The following is an 18,652-nucleotide window of genomic DNA, read 5'->3' on the forward strand; positions in this document are numbered from 1 at the left end:
CATGACCCAGACCACACGATCTGCACCAAGCGCTTTTGAAACCATAAAGCGTGAAAACTGCTTCAAGGGCTTCTACAAACTGGACAAGCTGCACGTGCGCCACGAGCTGTTCGCAGGCGGCATGAGCAAGGAAATCAGCCGCGAGCTTTTCGTTCGTCACGATGCCGTATGCGTGCTGCCTTATGACGCCAAACGTGACGAAGTCGTGCTCATCGAGCAGTTTCGCGTAGGTGCCATGAAAAAAACCAGCAACCCCTGGTTGATCGAACTGGTCGCAGGCCTCATTGACAAGGACGAACAGCCGGAAGAAGTTGCTCATCGCGAGGCAGAAGAGGAAGCTGGACTGACATTCGAGGCATTATGGCCAATCACTAAATATTTCCCTTCGCCCGGTGGCAGCGATGAGTTCGTTCACCTGTTTCTGGGGCGTTGCAGCAGTGATGGGGCGGGCGGCTTGCACGGTCTCGAGTCTGAAGGCGAAGACATCCGGGTAACGGTCTGGTCGTTCGATGACGCCCTGCAGGCGATGAAAGACGGAACAATCAAGAACGCATCGACGATCATCGCCTTGCAATGGCTGGCGTTGAATCGTGCAGAGATAAGGGGTTTATGGTCGTGAATCTATTGCGCGAGCGCTATCGTGTCGATCTTGCCGGACTGCAGGCTGCGTGTGAGGCCAACTACGCGCGCCTTATGCGCCTGCTGCCCGACATGCGCAACGACCAGCGCTCACGCCGCGTCGCCGTGACCCAGGGTGACCAGATGCTGGGTGTACTGGCCGTTGAAGTCTTGCTCGACTGCCCTTACACCACCACCTTGCAAGTCCGCCAGGAACACAGCCTGCCGTGGTTGCCGGTGCCCGTACTCGAAGTGCAGGTCTATCACGATGCGCGCATGGCCGAAGTCATCGGCGCCGAACACGCCCGGCGCTTTCGCGGCATCTATCCATACCCCAATGCCGATATGCACCAGCCAGACGAAAAGGCCCAGCTCAATCTGTTTCTGGGCGAATGGCTGAGCCATTGCCTGGCGTGTGGGCATGAGTTCGAGGCGGTGCGTTAAACGCGCTTCAGTGGTCGTATCGCTTCTTCTTTATATGCATGAGCGCAGGAAATGGCTTTGGCCGACAGTCATCATGCGTCGGTCTTGTAGGCGGTTTCTGAAAATATTTCAGCTGCTCTGAATGTGCCACGTCATGACTTATAGTCGGCCTGTATTCATTTGCAGGTAACCCGCGTGAACTCTGAATGTCGTTCGACTTCCATGGCGTGTATCGCCGGAGGGCTTTTCAGTCTTTTTCTCTACGCTGGTTTATCCGTGTCGCTCGGCAACAGGCTGCGTGTGGAGCACTCTGCATATGCAGTGACTGCGGGTGGAATCATCGGTGTCCTGTCGCTGAGGCTCCTGCCGTGCTCCATTCATGTTGCCGGCCTCTCGGGAATGGTTCTGAGTGTGGTTGCAACGATCATCCTGGCGGGGTATGTCTGGCCGGACATGCCCTACGGGCTAATCCTGGAATATGTTCTTTGGGCTGGACTGGCAGGCATGGCATCGGCAGGCCTTGTCGTTTTCGTGGTGCTCAGGGTCCGGGCGCATCAGCAAATGTGAACCAGTCATCACCCACACCTGCATTCCCGGTTTACCCGCTCGCTGCCAGATCACATAATCGCGCTGAATCCTCTCTGGGAGACGGTCTTGCCGAGCGCAGCCCCTTCATCGTCAGTTTTGCTGGTGCAGATATCCGACAGCCACCTGTTCGCCGAGGCGAACGGGGCGTTGTTGGGCATGAGCACGCGGGACAGTCTGGAAAAAGTCGTTGATCGGGTGTTGGCCGAGCAGCCGCACATCGATCTTGTGGTCGCCAGTGGCGATATCTCGCAGGACGGCAGTGTCGAGTCTTACGAAGCGTTTCGTCGGATAAGCGCGCGGATTGATGCGCCTGCGCGCTGGTTCGCCGGTAATCACGACGAACTGCCGCAGATGGAGCAGGTTGCGCAGCACAATGGGCTGCTCGACCCTGTGGTCGACATTGGCCAGTGGCGGGTAACGTTGCTGGATTCGGCAGTGCCTGGCTCTGTACCGGGTTTTCTGGCTGCCGGGCAATTGCAGTTGCTGGAGCAGTCGCTTGGCGAAGCGCCGGACCGGCATCATCTGGTTTGCCTGCATCACCACCCGGTGGCCATCGGCTGTGAATGGATGGCACCAATCGGTCTGCGCAATGCCGATGCGCTATTTGCCGTGCTCGATCGATTTCCACAGGTAAAGGCCGTGCTCTGGGGGCATGTGCATCAGGCGTTCGACCAGACGCGTAACGGCGTGCGCCTGCTGGCTTCGCCGTCTACCTGTATTCAGTTCGCGCCGGGCAGTGTTGATTTCAAGGTAGACACATCGGCACCGGGCTACCGCTGGCTGCGATTGCATGACGATGGACGGCTGGAAACCGCTGTTTCCAGAGTGGTCGGCATGGAATTCGAGGTCGATTACGGCGGCACTGGCTATTGAATCAGCAGGCGGACACGTTTCCAGTGAGGTGTTGTAGCGAAAGTCCCTGTAAACTACACGGCTTTGCCTTGCACCCGGGAGCGACAGCGTGACGAGCGACACACCTTCATTGCTATACATCCACGGCTTGAATAGCTCGGCGCTGTCGAGAAAAGCCTGTCAGTTGATTGCGCTGATGAATTCGCTGGGTCTGGCCGATCGTCTGCAAGTACCTGAACTGCATCACCATCCGCGCCAGGCCATGGTCCAGCTTGAAGCCGCTATAAAGGCGCTGGGGCGGCCTTTACTGGTCGGCAGCTCCCTCGGCGGCTACTATGCGACTCATTTGGCGCAGCGGCATGGCCTCAAGGCAGTGCTGATCAATCCGGCAGTCAATCCGCACCAGCTGTTCGACGGTTTTCTCGGCGTGCAGCAGAACCTGTACACCGGCGAGCAATGGCAACTGACCGAAGACCATATTCAGGCGCTGGCCGAGCTTGAGGTTCCCGCGCCCCAGGACCCTCAGCAGTTTCAGGTGTGGTTGCAGACCGGTGACGAGACCCTTGATTACCGTCGCGCCGAGCAGTTTTACCGGGCCTGTGCCTTGCGTATTCAGGCGGGCGGCGACCACAGTTTTCAGGGCTTTGCCGGGCATTTGCCGGCGTTGCTGGGGTTTGCCGGATTTGCCCCCGATCTGTTGCAGAAGATCGACCTGTCGGCGCTGTAGGTGATCGATGCCCGGTCATATGAAAGCAAGAACATTGAAACTCCCGAAATTCCATGAAAGATTGATAACGAGAACCCATGGCCAATCCCAGCGCTAGCTCTTATAACGCAGACGCCATCGAAGTCCTCTCGGGCCTCGATCCGGTTCGCAAACGTCCGGGCATGTACACCGACACTTCGCGGCCCAACCACCTGGCTCAGGAAGTCATCGACAACAGCGTCGATGAAGCCTTGGCCGGGCATGCACGCTCGGTACAGGTCATCCTTCATGCCGATAATTCGCTTGAAGTATCCGACGATGGCCGCGGCATGCCGGTGGACATTCACCCGGAAGAAGGCGTGTCCGGCGTCGAGCTGATCCTCACCAAGCTGCACGCGGGGGGCAAGTTCTCCAACAAGAACTATCAGTTCTCCGGCGGCCTGCACGGCGTAGGGATTTCCGTCGTCAACGCGCTTTCCACCCAGGTTCGGGTGCGGGTAAAACGCGATGGCAACGAATACGAAATGACTTTCGCGGACGGCTACAAGGCCACCGAGCTGGCGGTCATTGGCACCGTTGGCAAGCGCAATACCGGTACCAGCGTGTATTTCGCGCCCGACCCGAAGTATTTCGATAGCCCCAAGTTTTCTGTCAGCCGTCTCAAACATGTGCTCAAGGCCAAAGCGGTTCTGTGTCCGGGCCTGCTGGTCAGCTTTGAGGATAAGTCCTCCGGCGAAAAAGTCGAGTGGCATTACGAGGACGGCCTGCGCTCCTATCTGCAGGATTCGGTTACCGATTTTCTGCGACTGCCGGACGAGCCGTTCTGCGGCAGCTTTGCCGGTAACAAGGAAGCGGTCGATTGGGCGCTGCTGTGGTTGCCCGAGGGCGGTGACAGCGTTCAGGAAAGCTACGTCAACCTGATTCCGACGGCGCAGGGCGGCACCCATGTGAACGGCTTGCGCCAGGGCTTGCTGGATGCGATGCGCGAGTTCTGCGAGTTCCGCAATCTGCTGCCGCGTGGCGTCAAGCTGGCACCGGAAGACGTCTGGGAGCGAATTGCCTTCGTCCTGTCGATGAAAATGCAGGAACCGCAGTTCTCCGGTCAGACCAAAGAGCGCCTGTCGTCCCGCGAAGCAGCAGCGTTTGTCTCCGGTGTGGTCAAGGACGCTTTCAGCCTGTGGCTCAACACCCACTCTGAACTGGGCCTGCAACTGGCCGATCTGGCGATCAACAACGCCGGTCGTCGTCTCAAGGCCAGCAAGAAAGTCGAACGCAAACGCATCACTCAGGGGCCCGCGTTGCCGGGCAAGCTGGCCGACTGTGCCGGGCAGGACCCGGCGCGCTCGGAGCTGTTTCTGGTCGAGGGCGACTCCGCCGGTGGTTCTGCCAAGCAGGCGCGGGACAAGGAGTTTCAGGCCATCCTGCCGTTGCGCGGCAAGATTCTGAATACCTGGGAAGTGGACGGCGGTGAAGTGCTTGCCAGCCAGGAAGTGCACAATATCGCCGTTGCCATCGGCGTCGATCCGGGCGCAGCCGATATCGGCCAGTTGCGTTACGGCAAGATCTGCATCCTCGCGGACGCGGACTCGGATGGTCTGCACATCGCCACGTTGCTGTGCGCATTGTTCGTCCAGCATTTCCGTCCGTTGGTCGACGCCGGGCATGTCTATGTGGCCATGCCGCCGCTGTACCGGATCGACCTGGGCAAGGAAATCTACTACGCGCTGGACGAAAGCGAGCGCGATGGAATTCTTGACCGGCTGGTGGCCGAAAAGAAACGTGGCAAACCGCAAGTCACCCGATTCAAGGGGCTGGGCGAAATGAACCCGCCGCAGTTGCGCGAAACCACCATGGACCCGAACACGCGGCGTCTGGTCCAGCTCACGCTGGATGATTTCGCGGCCACTTCGGAAATGATGGACATGCTGCTGGCGAAGAAGCGTGCAGGTGACCGCAAGTCCTGGCTTGAATCGAAGGGTAATCTTGCCGAGGTTCTGACTTGATACGAGCCTGGCTCGCCGCCCTGATGCTGATTGCCGCGCCGGTTTTCGCCGCGCCGCTTGAGGCCCTGAAACTGCAATCCGAGCATCCGGTAGACGATATGGCCGGCGGCAATCTGTCAGGCCTTGCCATGTGCAACGGCCAGCTGTGGACAGTTTCCGACCGTGACGACAATGTGCTGTACAGCCTCGATGTGTCGCAAAACACCTGGAAGGCCCTGCCATACCACATCGATTCACCTGCGCCACACAGCTATCTGCCGTTGAAGTTGCGTTTCATGGCCGGGCTTTCCGCGCTGATACGCGGCGGTAGCCTGGATTTCGAGGGTGTGAGCTGTGACGCAGCCGGCAATCGCTATCTGGTCAGCGAAGCCTACGGCACGGTACTCAAGGTGCCGGTCAGCGGTAAACCGTTCTGGCTGGATTTGCCGAAGGAGCTGGTGGAACAGGCGCAGGCTCAGGGCATGTTGCAGCGTTTCAATGCGATTTTCGAAGGGATTGCCGTCAGTCCTGCGGGCGACCGTCTCTGGCTGGCGGCCGAGCGCGAGAAGCGCGGCTTGCTGGTGGTGCAACGCGACAAGGAGCAGTGGACCTGCGGGCAAAACTGCGTGCTGCTGTCCGAATCGGGTCTGGACGCTTTGCCGCCGGAGCAGGGCAGCAAAAAGGTGTCGACGGATTTTTCCGATGTGTCGTTGTACAACGGCAAGCTGTTCACGTTGGAACGTGCGGTGTACCGCATCTGTCGGCGTGATCTCGAAACCGGACAGGTCGAGCGTTGCTGGTCTTTCGCCAAAGAGGCGATGGTGCCGTCGCGTCGTTACGATCAACCCTACGGCCTGACCGAGGCACTGGTGGTCGACGAGAAGGGTGCGTGGATCGGCATCGATAATAACTTCGGTGTGCGTGCCGACGGTGAGAAGCGCCCGATTGTCTGGCGCTTCGCTGCACCTGAGGCGGGCTGGAGTGCCGGGCAGTGAGTGACGTGCAGCCCGGCAAACGCGCTGGCAACGTGCTGATGATCGTGGCCTGGGCGGCCGGTCTGTTTCTCGCGACGCGCTTTTTCGGCGACTGGGAAGACCGGCAGCAGAACCCCAACGCCGTGGTCACCTCGCAACACGGTGACGGCTATATAGAGGTGCAGCTGGCAGGCAATCGTCAGGGGCACTTCGTCACGACCGGCCAGATCAACGGCCGCACAGTGGAGTTGATGATCGACACCGGGGCGACCGATGTGGCGGTGCCCGGTGATATGGCTGACCGCCTGGGGCTCAAGCGCGGCTTTCCGGTCACGGTCAGTACGGCCAACGGTAACAGTCAGGGTTTTCGGACCACGCTTGACCGCTTGCAACTGGGCGATATCGTCCTGACCAATGTGCGTGCTCTGGTGGCACCCGGTCTGGACGGTGAGCAGGTGCTGCTCGGTATGAGCGCAATGAAACAACTCGAATTCACACAGCGTGGCGGCAATTTGCTGCTGCGCCAGTCAACGAAATGATGAGGCCCGCATGAGCGACTCCCTTGACCTCAGCCTGGATGGTGTAGAACGCCGATCATTGGCTGACTTCACCGAACAGGCCTACCTCAATTACTCCATGTACGTGATCATGGACCGTGCCTTGCCGCACATCGGTGACGGCCTGAAGCCTGTTCAGCGACGCATCATCTATGCGATGAGCGAGCTGGGCCTGGGGGCCGACGCCAAGCACAAGAAGTCGGCGCGTACCGTCGGTGACGTGCTCGGCAAGTTCCATCCGCACGGCGATTCGGCCTGCTACGAAGCGATGGTGCTGATGGCCCAGCCGTTCAGTTACCGCTACACGCTGGTGGACGGGCAGGGTAACTGGGGTGCGCCGGACGATCCCAAGTCCTTTGCTGCCATGCGCTACACCGAAGCGCGCCTGTCGCGCTATTCCGAGGTTCTGCTCAGCGAGTTGGGACAGGGTACGGCCGACTGGGTGCCGAACTTTGACGGCACGCTGGATGAGCCTGCGGTGCTGCCTGCGCGTTTGCCGAACATTCTGCTCAATGGCACCACCGGCATTGCAGTCGGCATGGCCACCGACGTCCCGCCGCACAATCTGCGCGAAGTGGCCAGTGCCTGCGTCCATTTGCTAGACGACCCCAAGGCCACGGTCCCGGAGTTGTGCGAGCATATTCTTGGTCCGGACTACCCGACCGAAGCGGAAATCATCACGCCGCGTGCCGACCTGCTGAAAATCTATGAGACCGGACGTGGTTCGGTGCGGATGCGGGCGGTATACCGCATCGAGGACGGTGATATCGTCGTCACGGCGCTGCCGCATCAGGTCTCCGGGGCCAAGGTGCTGGAGCAGATTGCCGCGCAGATGCAGGCCAAGAAGCTGCCGATGGTTGCCGACCTGCGTGACGAATCCGACCACGAAAACCCTTGCCGTATCGTCATCATCCCGCGTTCCAACCGGGTTGAGCTGGACGAGCTTATGCAGCACTTGTTTGCGACCACCGAGCTTGAATCCAGCTACCGGGTCAACATCAACATCATCGGTCTGGATGGCAAGCCACAGCTCAAGAACCTCAAGACGCTGCTCGGCGAATGGCTGACGTTCCGCATCGGGACAGTGCGCCGTCGTTTGCAATTCCGCCTCGACAAGGTCGAGCACCGTCTGCACCTGTTGGACGGTTTGCTCACGGCTTACCTGAACCTGGACGAAGTGATCCACATCATTCGTACCGCCGAACACCCCAAGGCGGAGCTGATCGCGCGCTTCGCTCTGTCGGAGATCCAGGCGGATTACATTCTCGACACCCGTCTGCGTCAGTTGGCGCGCCTGGAAGAGATGAAGCTGCGTAGCGAGCAGGATGCCTTGCGCAAAGAGCAGGCCAGGCTTCTGGCACTGCTCGGCAGCGAGTCCAAGCTGCGCAAGCTGGTCCGTGCCGAACTGATCGCCGATGCTGAAACCTATGGCGACGACCGTCGTTCACCTATCGTTGCCCGTGCCGAAGCCAAAGCGCTGTCTGAAAACGAATTGATGCCCACCGAGCCGGTGACTGTGGTCCTTTCGGAAAAAGGCTGGGTGCGTTGCGCCAAGGGCCACGACATCGATGCCACCGGGCTTTCCTACAAGGCGGGGGATGGTTTCAAGACCTCGTCCATCGGTCGTTCCAATCAGTACGCCGTGTTTATCGACTCGACCGGGCGCAGCTATTCGGTGGCCGCGCATACCCTGCCGTCTGCACGGGGCCAGGGCGAACCATTGACCGGCAAGCTGCAACCGCCACCCGGCGCGACATTCGAGTGCGTATTGCTGCCCGAAGACGACGCGTTGTACGTGATCGCTTCGGATGCCGGTTATGGATTTGTCGTCAAAGGTGAAGACCTGCAGGCCAAGAACAAGGCGGGCAAGGCGCTGCTGAGTTTGCCGAGCGGGGCAAAAGTCATCCTGCCTCGACCCGTGCCCGATCGTGAGCAGAACTGGCTGGCTGCGGTGACCACCGAAGGCCGCCTGCTGGTGTTCAAAATCAGCGATTTGCCGCAGTTGGGCAAAGGCAAGGGTAACAAGATCATCGGGATCCCGGGCGAACGGGTAGCCAGTCGCGAAGAGTACGTGACCGATCTGGCCGTAATCGCCCAAGGCGCTACGCTGGTACTTCAGGCGGGCAAACGAACGCTGTCGCTCAAACCTGAAGACCTCGAACATTACAAGGGGGAGCGTGGCCGACGTGGCAATAAACTCCCGAGGGGCTTCCAGCGCGTCGACGCATTATTGGTGGAAAATAGCTGAAAACATTGATCTGGCACCAGCGTTCTTCGTTTTGCCATGAAGTACGATGCATAATCGCTGGAGTCATGATGCATATTCACGGATGATATGGGGTCTTGGGGTGCATGCGTGGCTCAGTGCCTGCATGGGTCTTGAAAGTACTTATACTGTGGCCTGCCCTGGGGCGGCCACCTGGATGGGATGATGAATTTTCTACGCCTTCCCCTGATCTTGCTGATGACTGGCGTTCTGGGTCTGGCTGGTTGCAGTGTGCGCCAGCCGACTGCGCTTTATCAGCTCGATAGCGGTGAGCCTGGTCAGCCGAAACAGAGTAGTGGTCTGGCAGTATTGCTGGGTCCTGTTTCGGTGGCCGACTATCTGCAACGCGAAACCCTGCTGCAACGCCAGCCCGATGGCACCTTGACCGCTTCGCCGGACGGGCGCTGGGCGGGTAATCTGTCTTCGGATATCGACCAGTTGCTTTTGCGTCAGCTAGCCTGGAAGCTGGACAGTCAGCGCGTCGTAATGGCACCTGCGGTTGCCAATTTCACACCGGACGTTCAGGTCGTACTGTCGATCACCCGCCTGGACTCCGGTGCCAAACAGCCTGCCGTTCTGGATGCGCAGTGGCGTCTTCTGGACCGCAAGGGCCATGTTCGTGACAGCCGACTGGTCCATCTTGAACAGATCCATTCCGGCAGCTCTGCCGATCAGGTAAAGGCGCAGGGCATGCTGCTGCAGCGTCTAGCCGATCAGGTCAGCACTGCGATCAAGCCGATTTCCTGGCAGCCGATCGAAGAGCCGAAAAAGCCCCCGGTCGCCAAGGCCAAAGAGCCTGACAAACCAAGAATCCCGATGGCGTCGCCCATACGTACCGATCTTGAAGTGTTTCGCTTCTAAAGGTGCAAATGCAAAGAGCCCGCAGCGATGCGGGCTTTTTGTTGGGCGCTCATCTGTGGTTCTCACACTTCGGCGTTCCTGACGCGCTGCACAGTCAGGTTAGTACGCAGAGCGTCCAGAACGGCATGCCCACGCTGGAGCATGGGCACGATGGTGACCTTGCGGACTGCTTGCGCCGGGCGAGGTTGATCAGGATCGGGCGCAGAGCGTCGAAAACGGCATGCCCACGCAGAGCATGGGCACGAGGGTCTCACTTCAAGAGTGAACGGAGGAGAGAATCAGGCCTTGTTGGATTCGTGCATGCGCGCCAGCTGGCGTTCAAGCATCGACGGGTAGGGTTCCATCAGGCGTTCTACACAGCAGGCACCCTCAGGGCTGGCGATAGGGCGGATGCGAGCGCGCTGGCGGATCAAAGGGTCGTCGTTGATCCGGCGTTCGACCAGCAACAGATTGCGGCTGTGTTGAGACAACGCCAAGGCATCCTGCGCCGTTTCAGTCAGCAGCAGATCGATCTGGCTCAGACCACTCAGACCTTCACCCAGCGTCAGGCCCAGTTGCAGTTGCAAGGTGATGCCGCTGTCGGCGACCTCGATCTGCAGGGCATGGCTCAACGCACGCAGCAGCTCACCGCAGCAGATTGCATTGGTCAGGTAATCATCACCGCTTTCGTGGCTGTGAAACAGCATCAGGGTGCTGCCGTCGTTCAGGGTATGCAGCTCGCTTTCATACAGCGAAGCCGCCTGATCAAGGCAATCGCGATAGCGTTGCAGCAATTCGGTCAGTCGTGCACGCGGCAGACGGCGCAGTTGGTCCTGCGCGCCCAACTGCACAGCCAGCACTGCGCTGTTGTGCGGCTCGACCGGCGCTACCGGCGCAGCAACCGGGCGGGTGGCCGGAGTGCTGTTCGAGCTATCACGCAGGTCCGCAAACGGATCTTCGTCGTCGTCTTCATCCTCTTCGGCAACAATGCGGCGCTGGACTGGCGGTGCCGGCAGGCGCGGTTTCGGTTCGCTGCTGCGTGCCTGGACCGGTGGTGCAGGCTTTTCGTCCGGTTCCAGATAAGGATCGTCACCGTCGTCCTCATCGCCGTCATACTCGGGTTCGGGCAGCGGTTCCGGCTCCGGAACCGGCGGCGCGAACGAGGTGCGCAGTTGCCTGGCCAGATCGCCGATTTCATCCTGACGGTCGGTGGCGGGTGTGTAGGGGTCGATGTCCCGCAGCCAGATGCGCATCTGCATCAGGGGCGTGGATATATGGCGACCGAGGCGCAGGCTCAAGGCCAGCGCAAGCGCCAGCAGAATACCTGCCAGAATGCCCATGCTCTGCAGGCTGATGGTCATCGGCTGCTGGAATTGAGACATGTCGAGGCTGATGCGCAGATGACCCGCCATCACGTCCTGGAACGTGATCTTGATTTCATACAGGCCCTGCGCTTCACCCAGAAGCCCGTTTTTCGGGCGCTGGCCGGCTTCCGCGAGGATGCGGTTATCCACGCTGTAGATAGCCGCATGCGCTACCAGCGGATTCTTGACCAGATTGCCCAGCAGCACGTTGAGACTGAGGATGTCGTTTGACACCAACAGTTCGGTGGCCGAGGTGGCGGTCTGGGTCGTCAGGGCCTGCCCCAGCGCATCAGCCTGTTCATGCATGGCCTGCTTGAATTGCAGGCCCATGACACCGGCATAGATCACCAGCGCCAAAGCGACCAGGATCACGTTATGGCTGGCAATGCGCAAAGCGATCGGTACACGGCGATGACGCAGGGCACGAAAGATGAGCAGGAAGAAATTATCGGTTTTAACGGGCGTGGGCCGGTTCACAGAGCACGGCTCTTTCGGTGAAGTTGTCGCGCAGTATAACGAGCGACCCAGTGGCGGCAAAGCGCTGCCTGTGCCCGGTGGTCACTGAATGTGGTTAGAATGCGGTTTTTTTCCACTGCGGGGGTGCGCCTTGCGCGAAATCGTCCTGATTAACATCACTGGTGTCGACCGTCCCGGTCTCACTGCGGCCATTACCGGCGTCCTCGCCCAGGGTGGCGTGAACATTCTCGATATTGGTCAGGCGGTGATCCACGACACCCTGTCGTTCGGCATACTGGTCGAGATTCCGGATACCGTGCAGGGTTCTTCCGTGCTCAAGGAAATCCTGTTTACCGCCTACAAGCTGGATCAGCAGGTCCGTTTCACGGCAGTGTCCGAAACCGATTATCAGGACTGGGTCGAAGGCCAGGGCAAGGCCCGTCATATCGTCACGCTGCTGACCCGCAAGGTCACGGCTGAGCAGTTGCAGTGCGTCAGCGCCATTACCGCCAGGTACGGCCTGAACATCGACCAGATCGATCGTCTGTCCGGGCGCATGCCGCTCGACACTCCTGCCGATAAAGGCAAGGGCTGCATCGAGTTCACTGTGCGCGGCGAGCCTGCCGATCCGAAAGCCATGCAGGCCGAATTTCTTGCTGTCGCGCAGGAGTTGAACGTCGATATCGCGTTCCAGCAGGATTCGCTGTTCCGGCGCAATCGACGTCTGGCCGTGTTCGACATGGACTCGACGCTCATTGAGGCCGAAGTGATCGATGAGCTGGCCAAGGCTGCGGGTGTTGGCGAGCAGGTTTCCGAGATCACCGAGCGTGCAATGCGCGGCGAGCTGGATTTCAGCGAAAGTTTCAAGGAGCGCCTTGCACTGCTCAAGGGCCTGGACGTCAGCGTACTGGATGAAATCGGTGCCTCACTGCGGTTGACCGAAGGCGCAGAAACACTGTTCTCTGAGCTCAAGCGCCTGGGTTACAAAACGGCGATTCTTTCGGGTGGCTTCACTTACTTCGCCAAGCAGTTGCAGGCAAAGCTGGGTATCGATTACGTGTTCGCCAACGAGCTGGAAGTGGTCGATGGCAAAGTCACCGGTGTTGCCGTCGAGCCCATCGTCAATGCGCAGCGCAAGGCGGATCTACTGCGTGAGCTGGCGCACAAGGAAGGCTTGAGTCTGGAGCAGACTATCGCGGTCGGCGACGGTGCCAATGACCTGCCAATGCTGGCAATTGCGGGCCTGGGTGTCGCCTTCCGCGCCAAGCCGTTGGTCAAACAGTCGGCCAGACAGGCAATCTCGACACTGGGACTGGATGGCGTTCTGTACCTGCTGGGCTTTCGCGATCGCGAAGCAAAGCGCTGAGGCTCTGCCGTTGTAATCTCGCCAAGGGTGTGTCGACGGCTACAGCGTGCCCCAGAGCGAGTCGAATTCCTGTCCCGGCTTCGCTTTTTCGCTTTCGGCCGCTTTCGGGGCGTCGTATATCTGGTACTCGAACTGATTGTAACTGGCGCTGCTGATGCGCCGGTTGCTCAGTGAGGCGCGGCGCTCTTCGCCCCCGACGTTGATCATTACCTTGTTGCCTTCCTGAAAGGGCAGGCGCGGTGCGAGCACGGTCGGCGGCTTCTCCATGGCGCGTACTTCCGGGAGCATCAGGGTACGCAGGTACTGGCTGTTCTGTTGTTCGCGGATCAGTTGCATACCGCATGGCTGGGCAAAAGGGGCAATCAGTTCGATGCCCATCTGTGTGCCGCCGCTACGCACCTGCCGGACCCAGCGCACAATCGCAATGCTCCAGCCTTGGCCCGAGTCGTCCTGAATCCCCACCAGTTCGCCAGCCTGTAACTGCTGAGGCACTTCCTTCTGCCACGCCAGGCAGTAGCCGCCCGGACTGTGGTTGACAATATTCAGGTCAAAGGTCGGAAACGTATGCTGACCGTTGGAAAGCGAGTCGTTATCGCCATCGTTCTTGGGGTACTCGATTTCTTCGTAAGGCAGCAGGACGGATGAAGACTTGCCGCGCTGCGTGTCGAAGGCCGACGCCCAAGGGTCGTCCTCGTCATCGTTGGCGATCTTCAGCGAAAAGTTCGCCGCACTGCTCGTGCTGTTCAATTGCAGGAGCTCGCTGAACGACTTCTGCCCGGCTACGTAAAAATGCAGCGCGCTCATGCCGATGCACAGCTTCAGCGTGCCCTGACCTGCGGTGCGTTGAAAGGTCCGCTCGGCCACATCGCCCCAGGCGGCGGCCAGATGTTGCAGCAGGTCGGTATTTATACCGGTCGGGATCAGCAGCCTGGAAGGGCTGCGCTGGTCATCCGGTAGAGCCAGATACTGATTGATCGCCTCCGCCAGCGAGTGGGTGTTGATGCCCAGCAGCCGTGATGACTGTTCGTCGCTGAACAGGGTGCTATACAGCGGCGGTTTGTCGACAGTCGGGTCCAGAGCAAACAGGCTGTGCTCACCGGCAGGCGATTGCAGCCTGACCAGCGGGCTCCAGGCCTCAAGCGCATCGGCCAGTTTGCCGATGTTCAACTGGCGCATCTGATTGCAGCGCGAACAGCCCATAAGCAGCGCGATCACATACGTTTGTTCCACGCTCAACGCCTTGGTGTGATGAGCCAGCGGCTCATCGACCGGTGTGTTGTGCAGTTGGTACTGACGGGCAATCTGGTAGATCTGGTGCAGTTCAAGCCACAGGCCTTCCTGAACCGGACAGTAGAGCTGGTTGGCGCGGATCAGTGGTCCGTTGAGCCCGTGCAGTGCTCGTTGCAGTGCGGTACTGAAGAGCCCGGCCTGATCTTTGGTGTAGCGTGCCGCTACCTGCTGAATGATCTGTTTGTAACCGGTTGCCAGATGGTTTTGCAGGGCCTGGCAGAGATTGGCGACCTTGCGTGGCCGCTCGTCCAGCACAATGGCCTGATTGAGAAAATGACGTTCGAGGTGTTTGCAGACGAAGTACACCTCGGGCCGTAGCAATTCAAGCAGCTGCAGGCGGTTTTCGCTCGGGGTGATCAGTTGGCTCAGCTCGGTCAGCCCCTGATAGAGCTGGCGCGCCATTTCTCCGAGGTTTGCCTTGGGCAGCCTGGAAATCCAGCGTTTGAGATCGCGAGGGTTGGCTTCACAGAATGTCAGGCTCGACTGTGCTGGCGTGGGGGCACGCAACAGCAGAGGGAGGCTAAAATTACTCATGTGACAGGCAAACTCCAACAACTCACAGGCCCGGACGGTAGCTTTAAATGGGGGCTGACGCCACCACGCACTGGCGATGTGTCGAGCATGCGCCCATGAAAGTGCGAAGTATCCTACAGCACCGATCAGGCGACTTTACCAGTATCGGCATCATGACGCAGTAAATATGGCCTGAGGCCAGTACCGTTCGGTACACGCTGCAAGAGCGCCACCGATTTATCGAGCGCTCATGCTGCGTGAGTTCAGAACATGATTATGCCTGCGTCGGAACTGCCAGTGCCTGGCCCATCTGGACCTTGGAGCCAGCAGTCAGTTGCTCGGCCCACTTCACCTGATTTGGCCCAAACAGCACAATGGCGGTAGAACCCAGTTTGAAGCGGCCCATCTCGGCACCTTTTTCCAGATGAATCGGTGCGCGTGCCGCCTCATCGTAGCTGAAAGTTTTCAGTTCACGCTTGGGCGGCGTGACCAGCCCTGCCCATACCGTTTCAACCGATGCCACGATCATTGCGCCGACCAGTACCACGGCCATAGGCCCGCGCTCGGTGTCGAACAGGCAGACCACTCGCTCGTTGCGGGCGAACAGCTCGGGCACGTGTTCAGCGGTGGTCTGATTGACCGAAAAGATGCGTCCCGGTACGTAGACCATTTCGCGCAGCGTGCCGGCCAGCGGCATATGCACACGGTGATAGTCCTTCGGCGACAGGTAGACCGTGGCGAACTCGCCACCCATGAAGGGGGCCGACAACTTGGGGTCGCCGCCCAGCAGTTCAAGCACGCTGAAGCTGTGACCCTTGGCCTGGAAGATCCGGCCGTGGTCGATGGAGCCCAACTGGCTGATGGCGCCGTCGGCTGGCGAAAGAATTGCACCCGGTGTCGTGTCCAGCGGACGGGCGTCGGCTTTCAGCGCACGGGTGAAAAACGCGTTGAAATGCTCGTAGGACGTCAGGTCTTCGACCAGTGCCTGCGACATGTCCACCTGATAACGACGAGCGAACCATGCGGTAAAGGCATTTTTGAACCAGCGTACGCGGCATTCGGCAACGCAGCCTGCCAGTCGGGACAGCAGGTGGTGCGGCAGCAGGTACTGACTGAGGATGAACAGACGGTCTTTCATTGAAGGTCCTGAAGATGAGTGTCCTGAATGTTTCTGAGAGGTCCGGCCCGGCTCGGCAGGACGGGCAGGTTCGATGGTTTCGGCTGGCTGGACAGGCGCTGCAGGCTCGATGATTGCAGCCGGTTCAGCGGGGGCGGGGGCCGCTTTTGGGCCTTCCACTGGTGTGTCCGGATGATTGCCCCACTCGCCCCACGAACCGGCATAAGCCTTGACCCGTGGATAGCCCAGTGCTTTTGCCACCAGATAAGTGAAGCCCGAGCGGTGGTGAGTCTGGCAATGGGTGATGACTTCCTTGTCAGGCGTAATGCCCAGCTCGCGAAGAATCTCCGGCATGTCCTGACGAATGCGCAGGTTGCGCGCCTTATCCATACCCGCCGTCCATTCAAAGTTGACTGCGCCGGGGATGTGTCCGCCCTTGGCCGCCACTACTTTTTCGCCCGAATACTCGGTCGGCCCACGAGCGTCCCAGATCGCCAGGTCGGCAGCGCCCAGACGGCTTTGCAGGTATTCACGCGTGGCGGTAGGTTCATCGTGCAGTGTCAGCGCGACCGGGCCGCCTGCAATGGGCGCTGCGTCACTGCTCAGCGGCAGGGATTGCGCCTCCCAGGCCAGCAGACCGCCGTCCAGGTAGTGATAGTGTGTGTGACCGATGACATCCAGCAACCAGATGAAACGACCCGCCCAGCCGCCGCCTTCGTCATCGTAGACGACATAGACGGCATCGGGGTTATGGCCCAGCTCGCCGAATAGTTGCTCCAGGTCGGCCTTGTCAGGCAGCAGGCCGGGCGCAGGGGGCTTGCCCAGTTGCGTGCGTTTCGGATCGACAAAGCGGGCGCCGCGAATGTGCCCGGCTTCGTAGCGAGCGCTGCTGGTCAGGTCCACGAGGATCAGTTCCGGGGCGTCTAGACGCTCAAGCAGATCGTTGGGTTCGATGACCAGCGACAAGCCAGTGAATGCGGACATTTGCAGCCTCCGATGAAAGAAAAGAGGCGAATTGTACGCCAGGCCTTACGCTTTGCGATGACTAAAGATGCCAAGTGCCCGTTCAATACATTGCGCGGTTTTTCCGAATGCCTGGACGGAAATTTCCGACAAGGCCCCGCCGCCCTGGTCGGCGACCACCAGCAGCATGACTTTGCCGTTGTTGCTCAGCGAACGAATCAGCCAGTGCTGGCCGTTGAACAGGGTTTTCAGCGGCGCGGGCAGCAGGGCTGCAAACTGCGCGCTGTTGGCGGGCGTCATGCGCAATTGCGTGGGCTGTGTCAGCAGGCGTTGCAGCACGGTGCTCTCCTTGATGAACAACTGCAGGGCGGCAGTTTCCGGCGGCAGCCCGGCGACCTGATTGACGCGCAGCACGGTCGCGGTCTTGTCGAGCATCAGCAGCATGACCCGCTCCATGCCGCACGACATGAATACGTCGCGAGCCGCGGTGGTCAAGTGCATGGCGTTGATAAACGGGCTGGGCTCCTGCAGCAACTCGGCGCACTGCTTGCGCCACAGTTGCAGGGCGTCGGCCGATGGTGGTGGCGCAGGTTCGTTATCGCGTCTTACACGTCGTGCATCCCAGGGCCAGATCAGTGATTCGGCCGGGTGCCAGAGGTCTTTTTCCGCATGAATGCGTGCGCTGCTGGCGGCATTCTGATGCGCCTGTTGCTGCACTTCGCTGACCGACTGTTGCAGGTACAGACTGGTCAGCCGCTCCCAGCGCAGGCAGTGCGGGCTGTTCCAGGCATGCTGCGCCGCCAGTGCCAGGCCATTGCCGAGCAAAACGGTATTGGCTGGCTGGTTCAGCCAGCGTCGCAGATTGGGGTCGGCATCCATGAGTTGTTGCTGCTGCAACGGGGTGTGTTCTTCCCGGGCGATGCGCAGCACTTTGGCCAGATCGCGTCGCTCGTTGATCAGCAGTTTATAGCCGCGAGTGACCCAGATCGGCAGACGCCAGAACTCGGCGAGCGCCAGACACAGTTCCAGCAGATTGACGCCGAACAGCTCCTTTTCGACAGCAAGGCTGGAATGGCCCTTGTGGATAACCCGCAATTCCAGCTCTTCGAGCAGTTTCGGGTAGGCCAGCGCCATCGGCCAGAGTGGCGAAAGGAACAGCAGACTGCCCATATGAATGTCTTGCCAGAGTCGCGCCAGGCGGCTGGCAAACAGGCCGTTGGCCTGTTGCGTGGCATGCTGGCTGACCAGAATCAGCTGGCGGTAGGCTGCCGGAATGTCCTCGGGCGGCTTGGCCGGCAAGCGACCCAGTAGGGTTTCGGTGCGCGCCAGGCCCAGGCGGTTGATGGCAATCTCAAGGCTCTCGGCCTGCTCGGTCAGGCCATGGGTGTGGTGATTGGCCTCGCGCATCACACTCAGTACCAGCGCAGGACTTTCCTGCATCATTTCAGCGATTTCACGCAGTGAACGGCGACTGTCGTTCAGTGCCGCACGAACATGGCCATGATTGACGGCAGGGACCGGCAACGCGATGCCGTCAAGCAGTTTGACCCAGGCATCCAGCGTCTTCGGAACGAGGTGATGTGCTGCGTGTGCTGTCGGCATTCGAGGGCCTGTGCGGCTGATTATCTGAGCTGGGAGACCGCCAGCGTGCGGGGCGCTGAGGCTATTTTCCTCCTTTTATGAAGGAGGATAAATGGGTTTTTCACAAGAACCGGCTATAGTCTGGCCCAGTTAGGCCGATAAGGAGAAGAAGAGATTCAAGAACTTCCGGACTGTC

The 18,652-nt window shown here is 59.8% G+C and carries 15 protein-coding genes and 1 pseudogene; 11 read left to right on the top strand and 5 right to left on the bottom strand.

Annotation, left to right across the window (positions count from 1 at the left end; genetic code table 11):
- The first annotated feature begins 1 nt into the window (after position 1).
- The 10 genes from MME58_RS02370 (at position 2) to MME58_RS02415 (ending at position 9,827) form a co-directional block, all read left to right on the top strand.
- Positions 2–619: an NUDIX domain-containing protein gene (locus MME58_RS02370; RefSeq protein ID WP_054986127.1), complete on the top strand. Its 618-nt coding sequence runs from the start codon at positions 2–4 to the stop codon at positions 617–619.
- Entirely contained in the window at positions 610–1,062 is a 453-nt protein-coding gene (locus MME58_RS02375) for a DUF1249 domain-containing protein (RefSeq protein WP_054986128.1), read from the top strand. Before MME58_RS02370 ends, MME58_RS02375 begins: the two co-directional genes overlap by 10 nt.
- Before the next feature lie 201 nt (positions 1,063–1,263).
- Positions 1,264–1,608, top strand: coding sequence for a hypothetical protein (locus MME58_RS02380; RefSeq protein ID WP_055005453.1), 345 nt, complete (start codon positions 1,264–1,266; stop codon positions 1,606–1,608).
- Between the two features lie 87 nt (positions 1,609–1,695).
- Positions 1,696–2,502, top strand: coding sequence for a 3',5'-cyclic-AMP phosphodiesterase (gene cpdA, locus MME58_RS02385; RefSeq protein WP_082427226.1), 807 nt, complete (start codon positions 1,696–1,698; stop codon positions 2,500–2,502).
- 88 nt (positions 2,503–2,590) lie between these two features.
- On the top strand, positions 2,591–3,208 hold the full coding sequence (locus MME58_RS02390) for a YqiA/YcfP family alpha/beta fold hydrolase (RefSeq protein WP_054986131.1): 618 nt from the start codon (positions 2,591–2,593) through the stop codon (positions 3,206–3,208).
- Positions 3,209–3,285: 77 nt separating this feature from the next.
- Complete coding sequence (parE, locus tag MME58_RS02395; protein ID WP_054986132.1) at positions 3,286–5,190, top strand: DNA topoisomerase IV subunit B; 1,905 nt, start codon at positions 3,286–3,288, stop codon at positions 5,188–5,190.
- Positions 5,187–6,164: an esterase-like activity of phytase family protein gene (locus MME58_RS02400; protein WP_055005454.1), complete on the top strand. Its 978-nt coding sequence runs from the start codon at positions 5,187–5,189 to the stop codon at positions 6,162–6,164. The genes parE and MME58_RS02400 overlap by 4 nt, the downstream gene beginning before the upstream one ends.
- Before the next feature lie 38 nt (positions 6,165–6,202).
- Positions 6,203–6,682, top strand: coding sequence for a retropepsin-like aspartic protease family protein (locus MME58_RS02405; RefSeq protein WP_162491442.1), 480 nt, complete (start codon positions 6,203–6,205; stop codon positions 6,680–6,682).
- A gap of 10 nt (positions 6,683–6,692) precedes the next feature.
- On the top strand, positions 6,693–8,948 hold the full coding sequence (gene parC / locus MME58_RS02410; RefSeq protein WP_055005456.1) for a DNA topoisomerase IV subunit A: 2,256 nt from the start codon (positions 6,693–6,695) through the stop codon (positions 8,946–8,948).
- A gap of 183 nt (positions 8,949–9,131) precedes the next feature.
- The gene (locus tag MME58_RS02415; RefSeq protein ID WP_054986136.1) at positions 9,132–9,827 is read left to right on the top strand and encodes a PqiC family protein; all 696 of its coding nucleotides are present in this window, start codon (positions 9,132–9,134) and stop codon (positions 9,825–9,827) included.
- Between the two features lie 278 nt (positions 9,828–10,105).
- Here MME58_RS02415 and MME58_RS02420 read toward each other — a convergent pair whose 3' ends face one another.
- The gene (locus tag MME58_RS02420) at positions 10,106–11,647 is read right to left on the bottom strand and encodes a HAMP domain-containing protein (RefSeq protein WP_054986137.1); all 1,542 of its coding nucleotides are present in this window, start codon (positions 11,645–11,647) and stop codon (positions 10,106–10,108) included.
- A gap of 130 nt (positions 11,648–11,777) precedes the next feature.
- Here MME58_RS02420 and serB point away from each other — a divergent pair, with 130 nt between their 5' ends.
- Positions 11,778–12,992, top strand: coding sequence for a phosphoserine phosphatase SerB (gene serB / locus MME58_RS02425; protein ID WP_054986138.1), 1,215 nt, complete (start codon positions 11,778–11,780; stop codon positions 12,990–12,992).
- A 39-nt stretch (positions 12,993–13,031) separates the two neighbouring features.
- On the opposite strand, the gene MME58_RS02430 is transcribed toward serB, so the two are convergent.
- The 4 genes and pseudogenes from MME58_RS02430 to MME58_RS02445 form a co-directional block, all read right to left on the bottom strand.
- Positions 13,032–14,816 carry a hypothetical protein gene (locus MME58_RS02430; RefSeq protein WP_055005457.1) on the bottom strand — a complete coding sequence of 595 codons (1,785 nt, stop codon included), beginning with the start codon at positions 14,814–14,816 and terminating at the stop codon, positions 13,032–13,034.
- Positions 14,817–15,069: 253 nt separating this feature from the next.
- On the bottom strand, positions 15,070–15,933 hold the full coding sequence (gene asd / locus MME58_RS02435) for an archaetidylserine decarboxylase (protein WP_054986149.1): 864 nt from the start codon (positions 15,931–15,933) through the stop codon (positions 15,070–15,072).
- 153 nt (positions 15,934–16,086) lie between these two features.
- Positions 16,087–16,896: pseudogene (locus tag MME58_RS02440) on the bottom strand (rhodanese-like domain-containing protein); the annotation flags it as partial.
- Positions 16,897–16,941: 45 nt separating this feature from the next.
- Positions 16,942–18,477, bottom strand: a complete 1,536-nt coding sequence (locus MME58_RS02445) for an HDOD domain-containing protein (protein ID WP_054986140.1) — start codon at positions 18,475–18,477, stop codon at positions 16,942–16,944.
- Positions 18,478–18,652 lie beyond the last annotated feature (175 nt).

Origin of the sequence: Pseudomonas syringae pv. tagetis (assembly GCF_022557255.1) — a bacterium.
Taxonomy (GTDB): domain Bacteria; phylum Pseudomonadota; class Gammaproteobacteria; order Pseudomonadales; family Pseudomonadaceae; genus Aquipseudomonas; species Aquipseudomonas caricapapayae.

Bases quoted from the DNA above. Each gene is read 5' to 3' on its own strand.
- MME58_RS02370 (WP_054986127.1), top strand. From the start codon at position 2: ATGACCCAGACCACACGATCTGCACCAAGCGCTTTTGAAACCATAAAG.
- MME58_RS02375 (WP_054986128.1), top strand. From the start codon at position 610: ATGGTCGTGAATCTATTGCGCGAGCGCTATCGTGTCGATCTTGCCGGA.
- MME58_RS02380 (WP_055005453.1), top strand. From the start codon at position 1,264: ATGGCGTGTATCGCCGGAGGGCTTTTCAGTCTTTTTCTCTACGCTGGT.
- parE (WP_054986132.1), top strand. From the start codon at position 3,286: ATGGCCAATCCCAGCGCTAGCTCTTATAACGCAGACGCCATCGAAGTC.
- MME58_RS02405 (WP_162491442.1), top strand. From the start codon at position 6,203: ATGATCGTGGCCTGGGCGGCCGGTCTGTTTCTCGCGACGCGCTTTTTC.
- parC (WP_055005456.1), top strand. From the start codon at position 6,693: ATGAGCGACTCCCTTGACCTCAGCCTGGATGGTGTAGAACGCCGATCA.
- MME58_RS02415 (WP_054986136.1), top strand. From the start codon at position 9,132: ATGAATTTTCTACGCCTTCCCCTGATCTTGCTGATGACTGGCGTTCTG.
- MME58_RS02430 (WP_055005457.1), bottom strand. From the start codon at position 14,816: ATGAGTAATTTTAGCCTCCCTCTGCTGTTGCGTGCCCCCACGCCAGCA.
- asd (WP_054986149.1), bottom strand. From the start codon at position 15,933: ATGAAAGACCGTCTGTTCATCCTCAGTCAGTACCTGCTGCCGCACCAC.
- MME58_RS02445 (WP_054986140.1), bottom strand. From the start codon at position 18,477: ATGCCGACAGCACACGCAGCACATCACCTCGTTCCGAAGACGCTGGAT.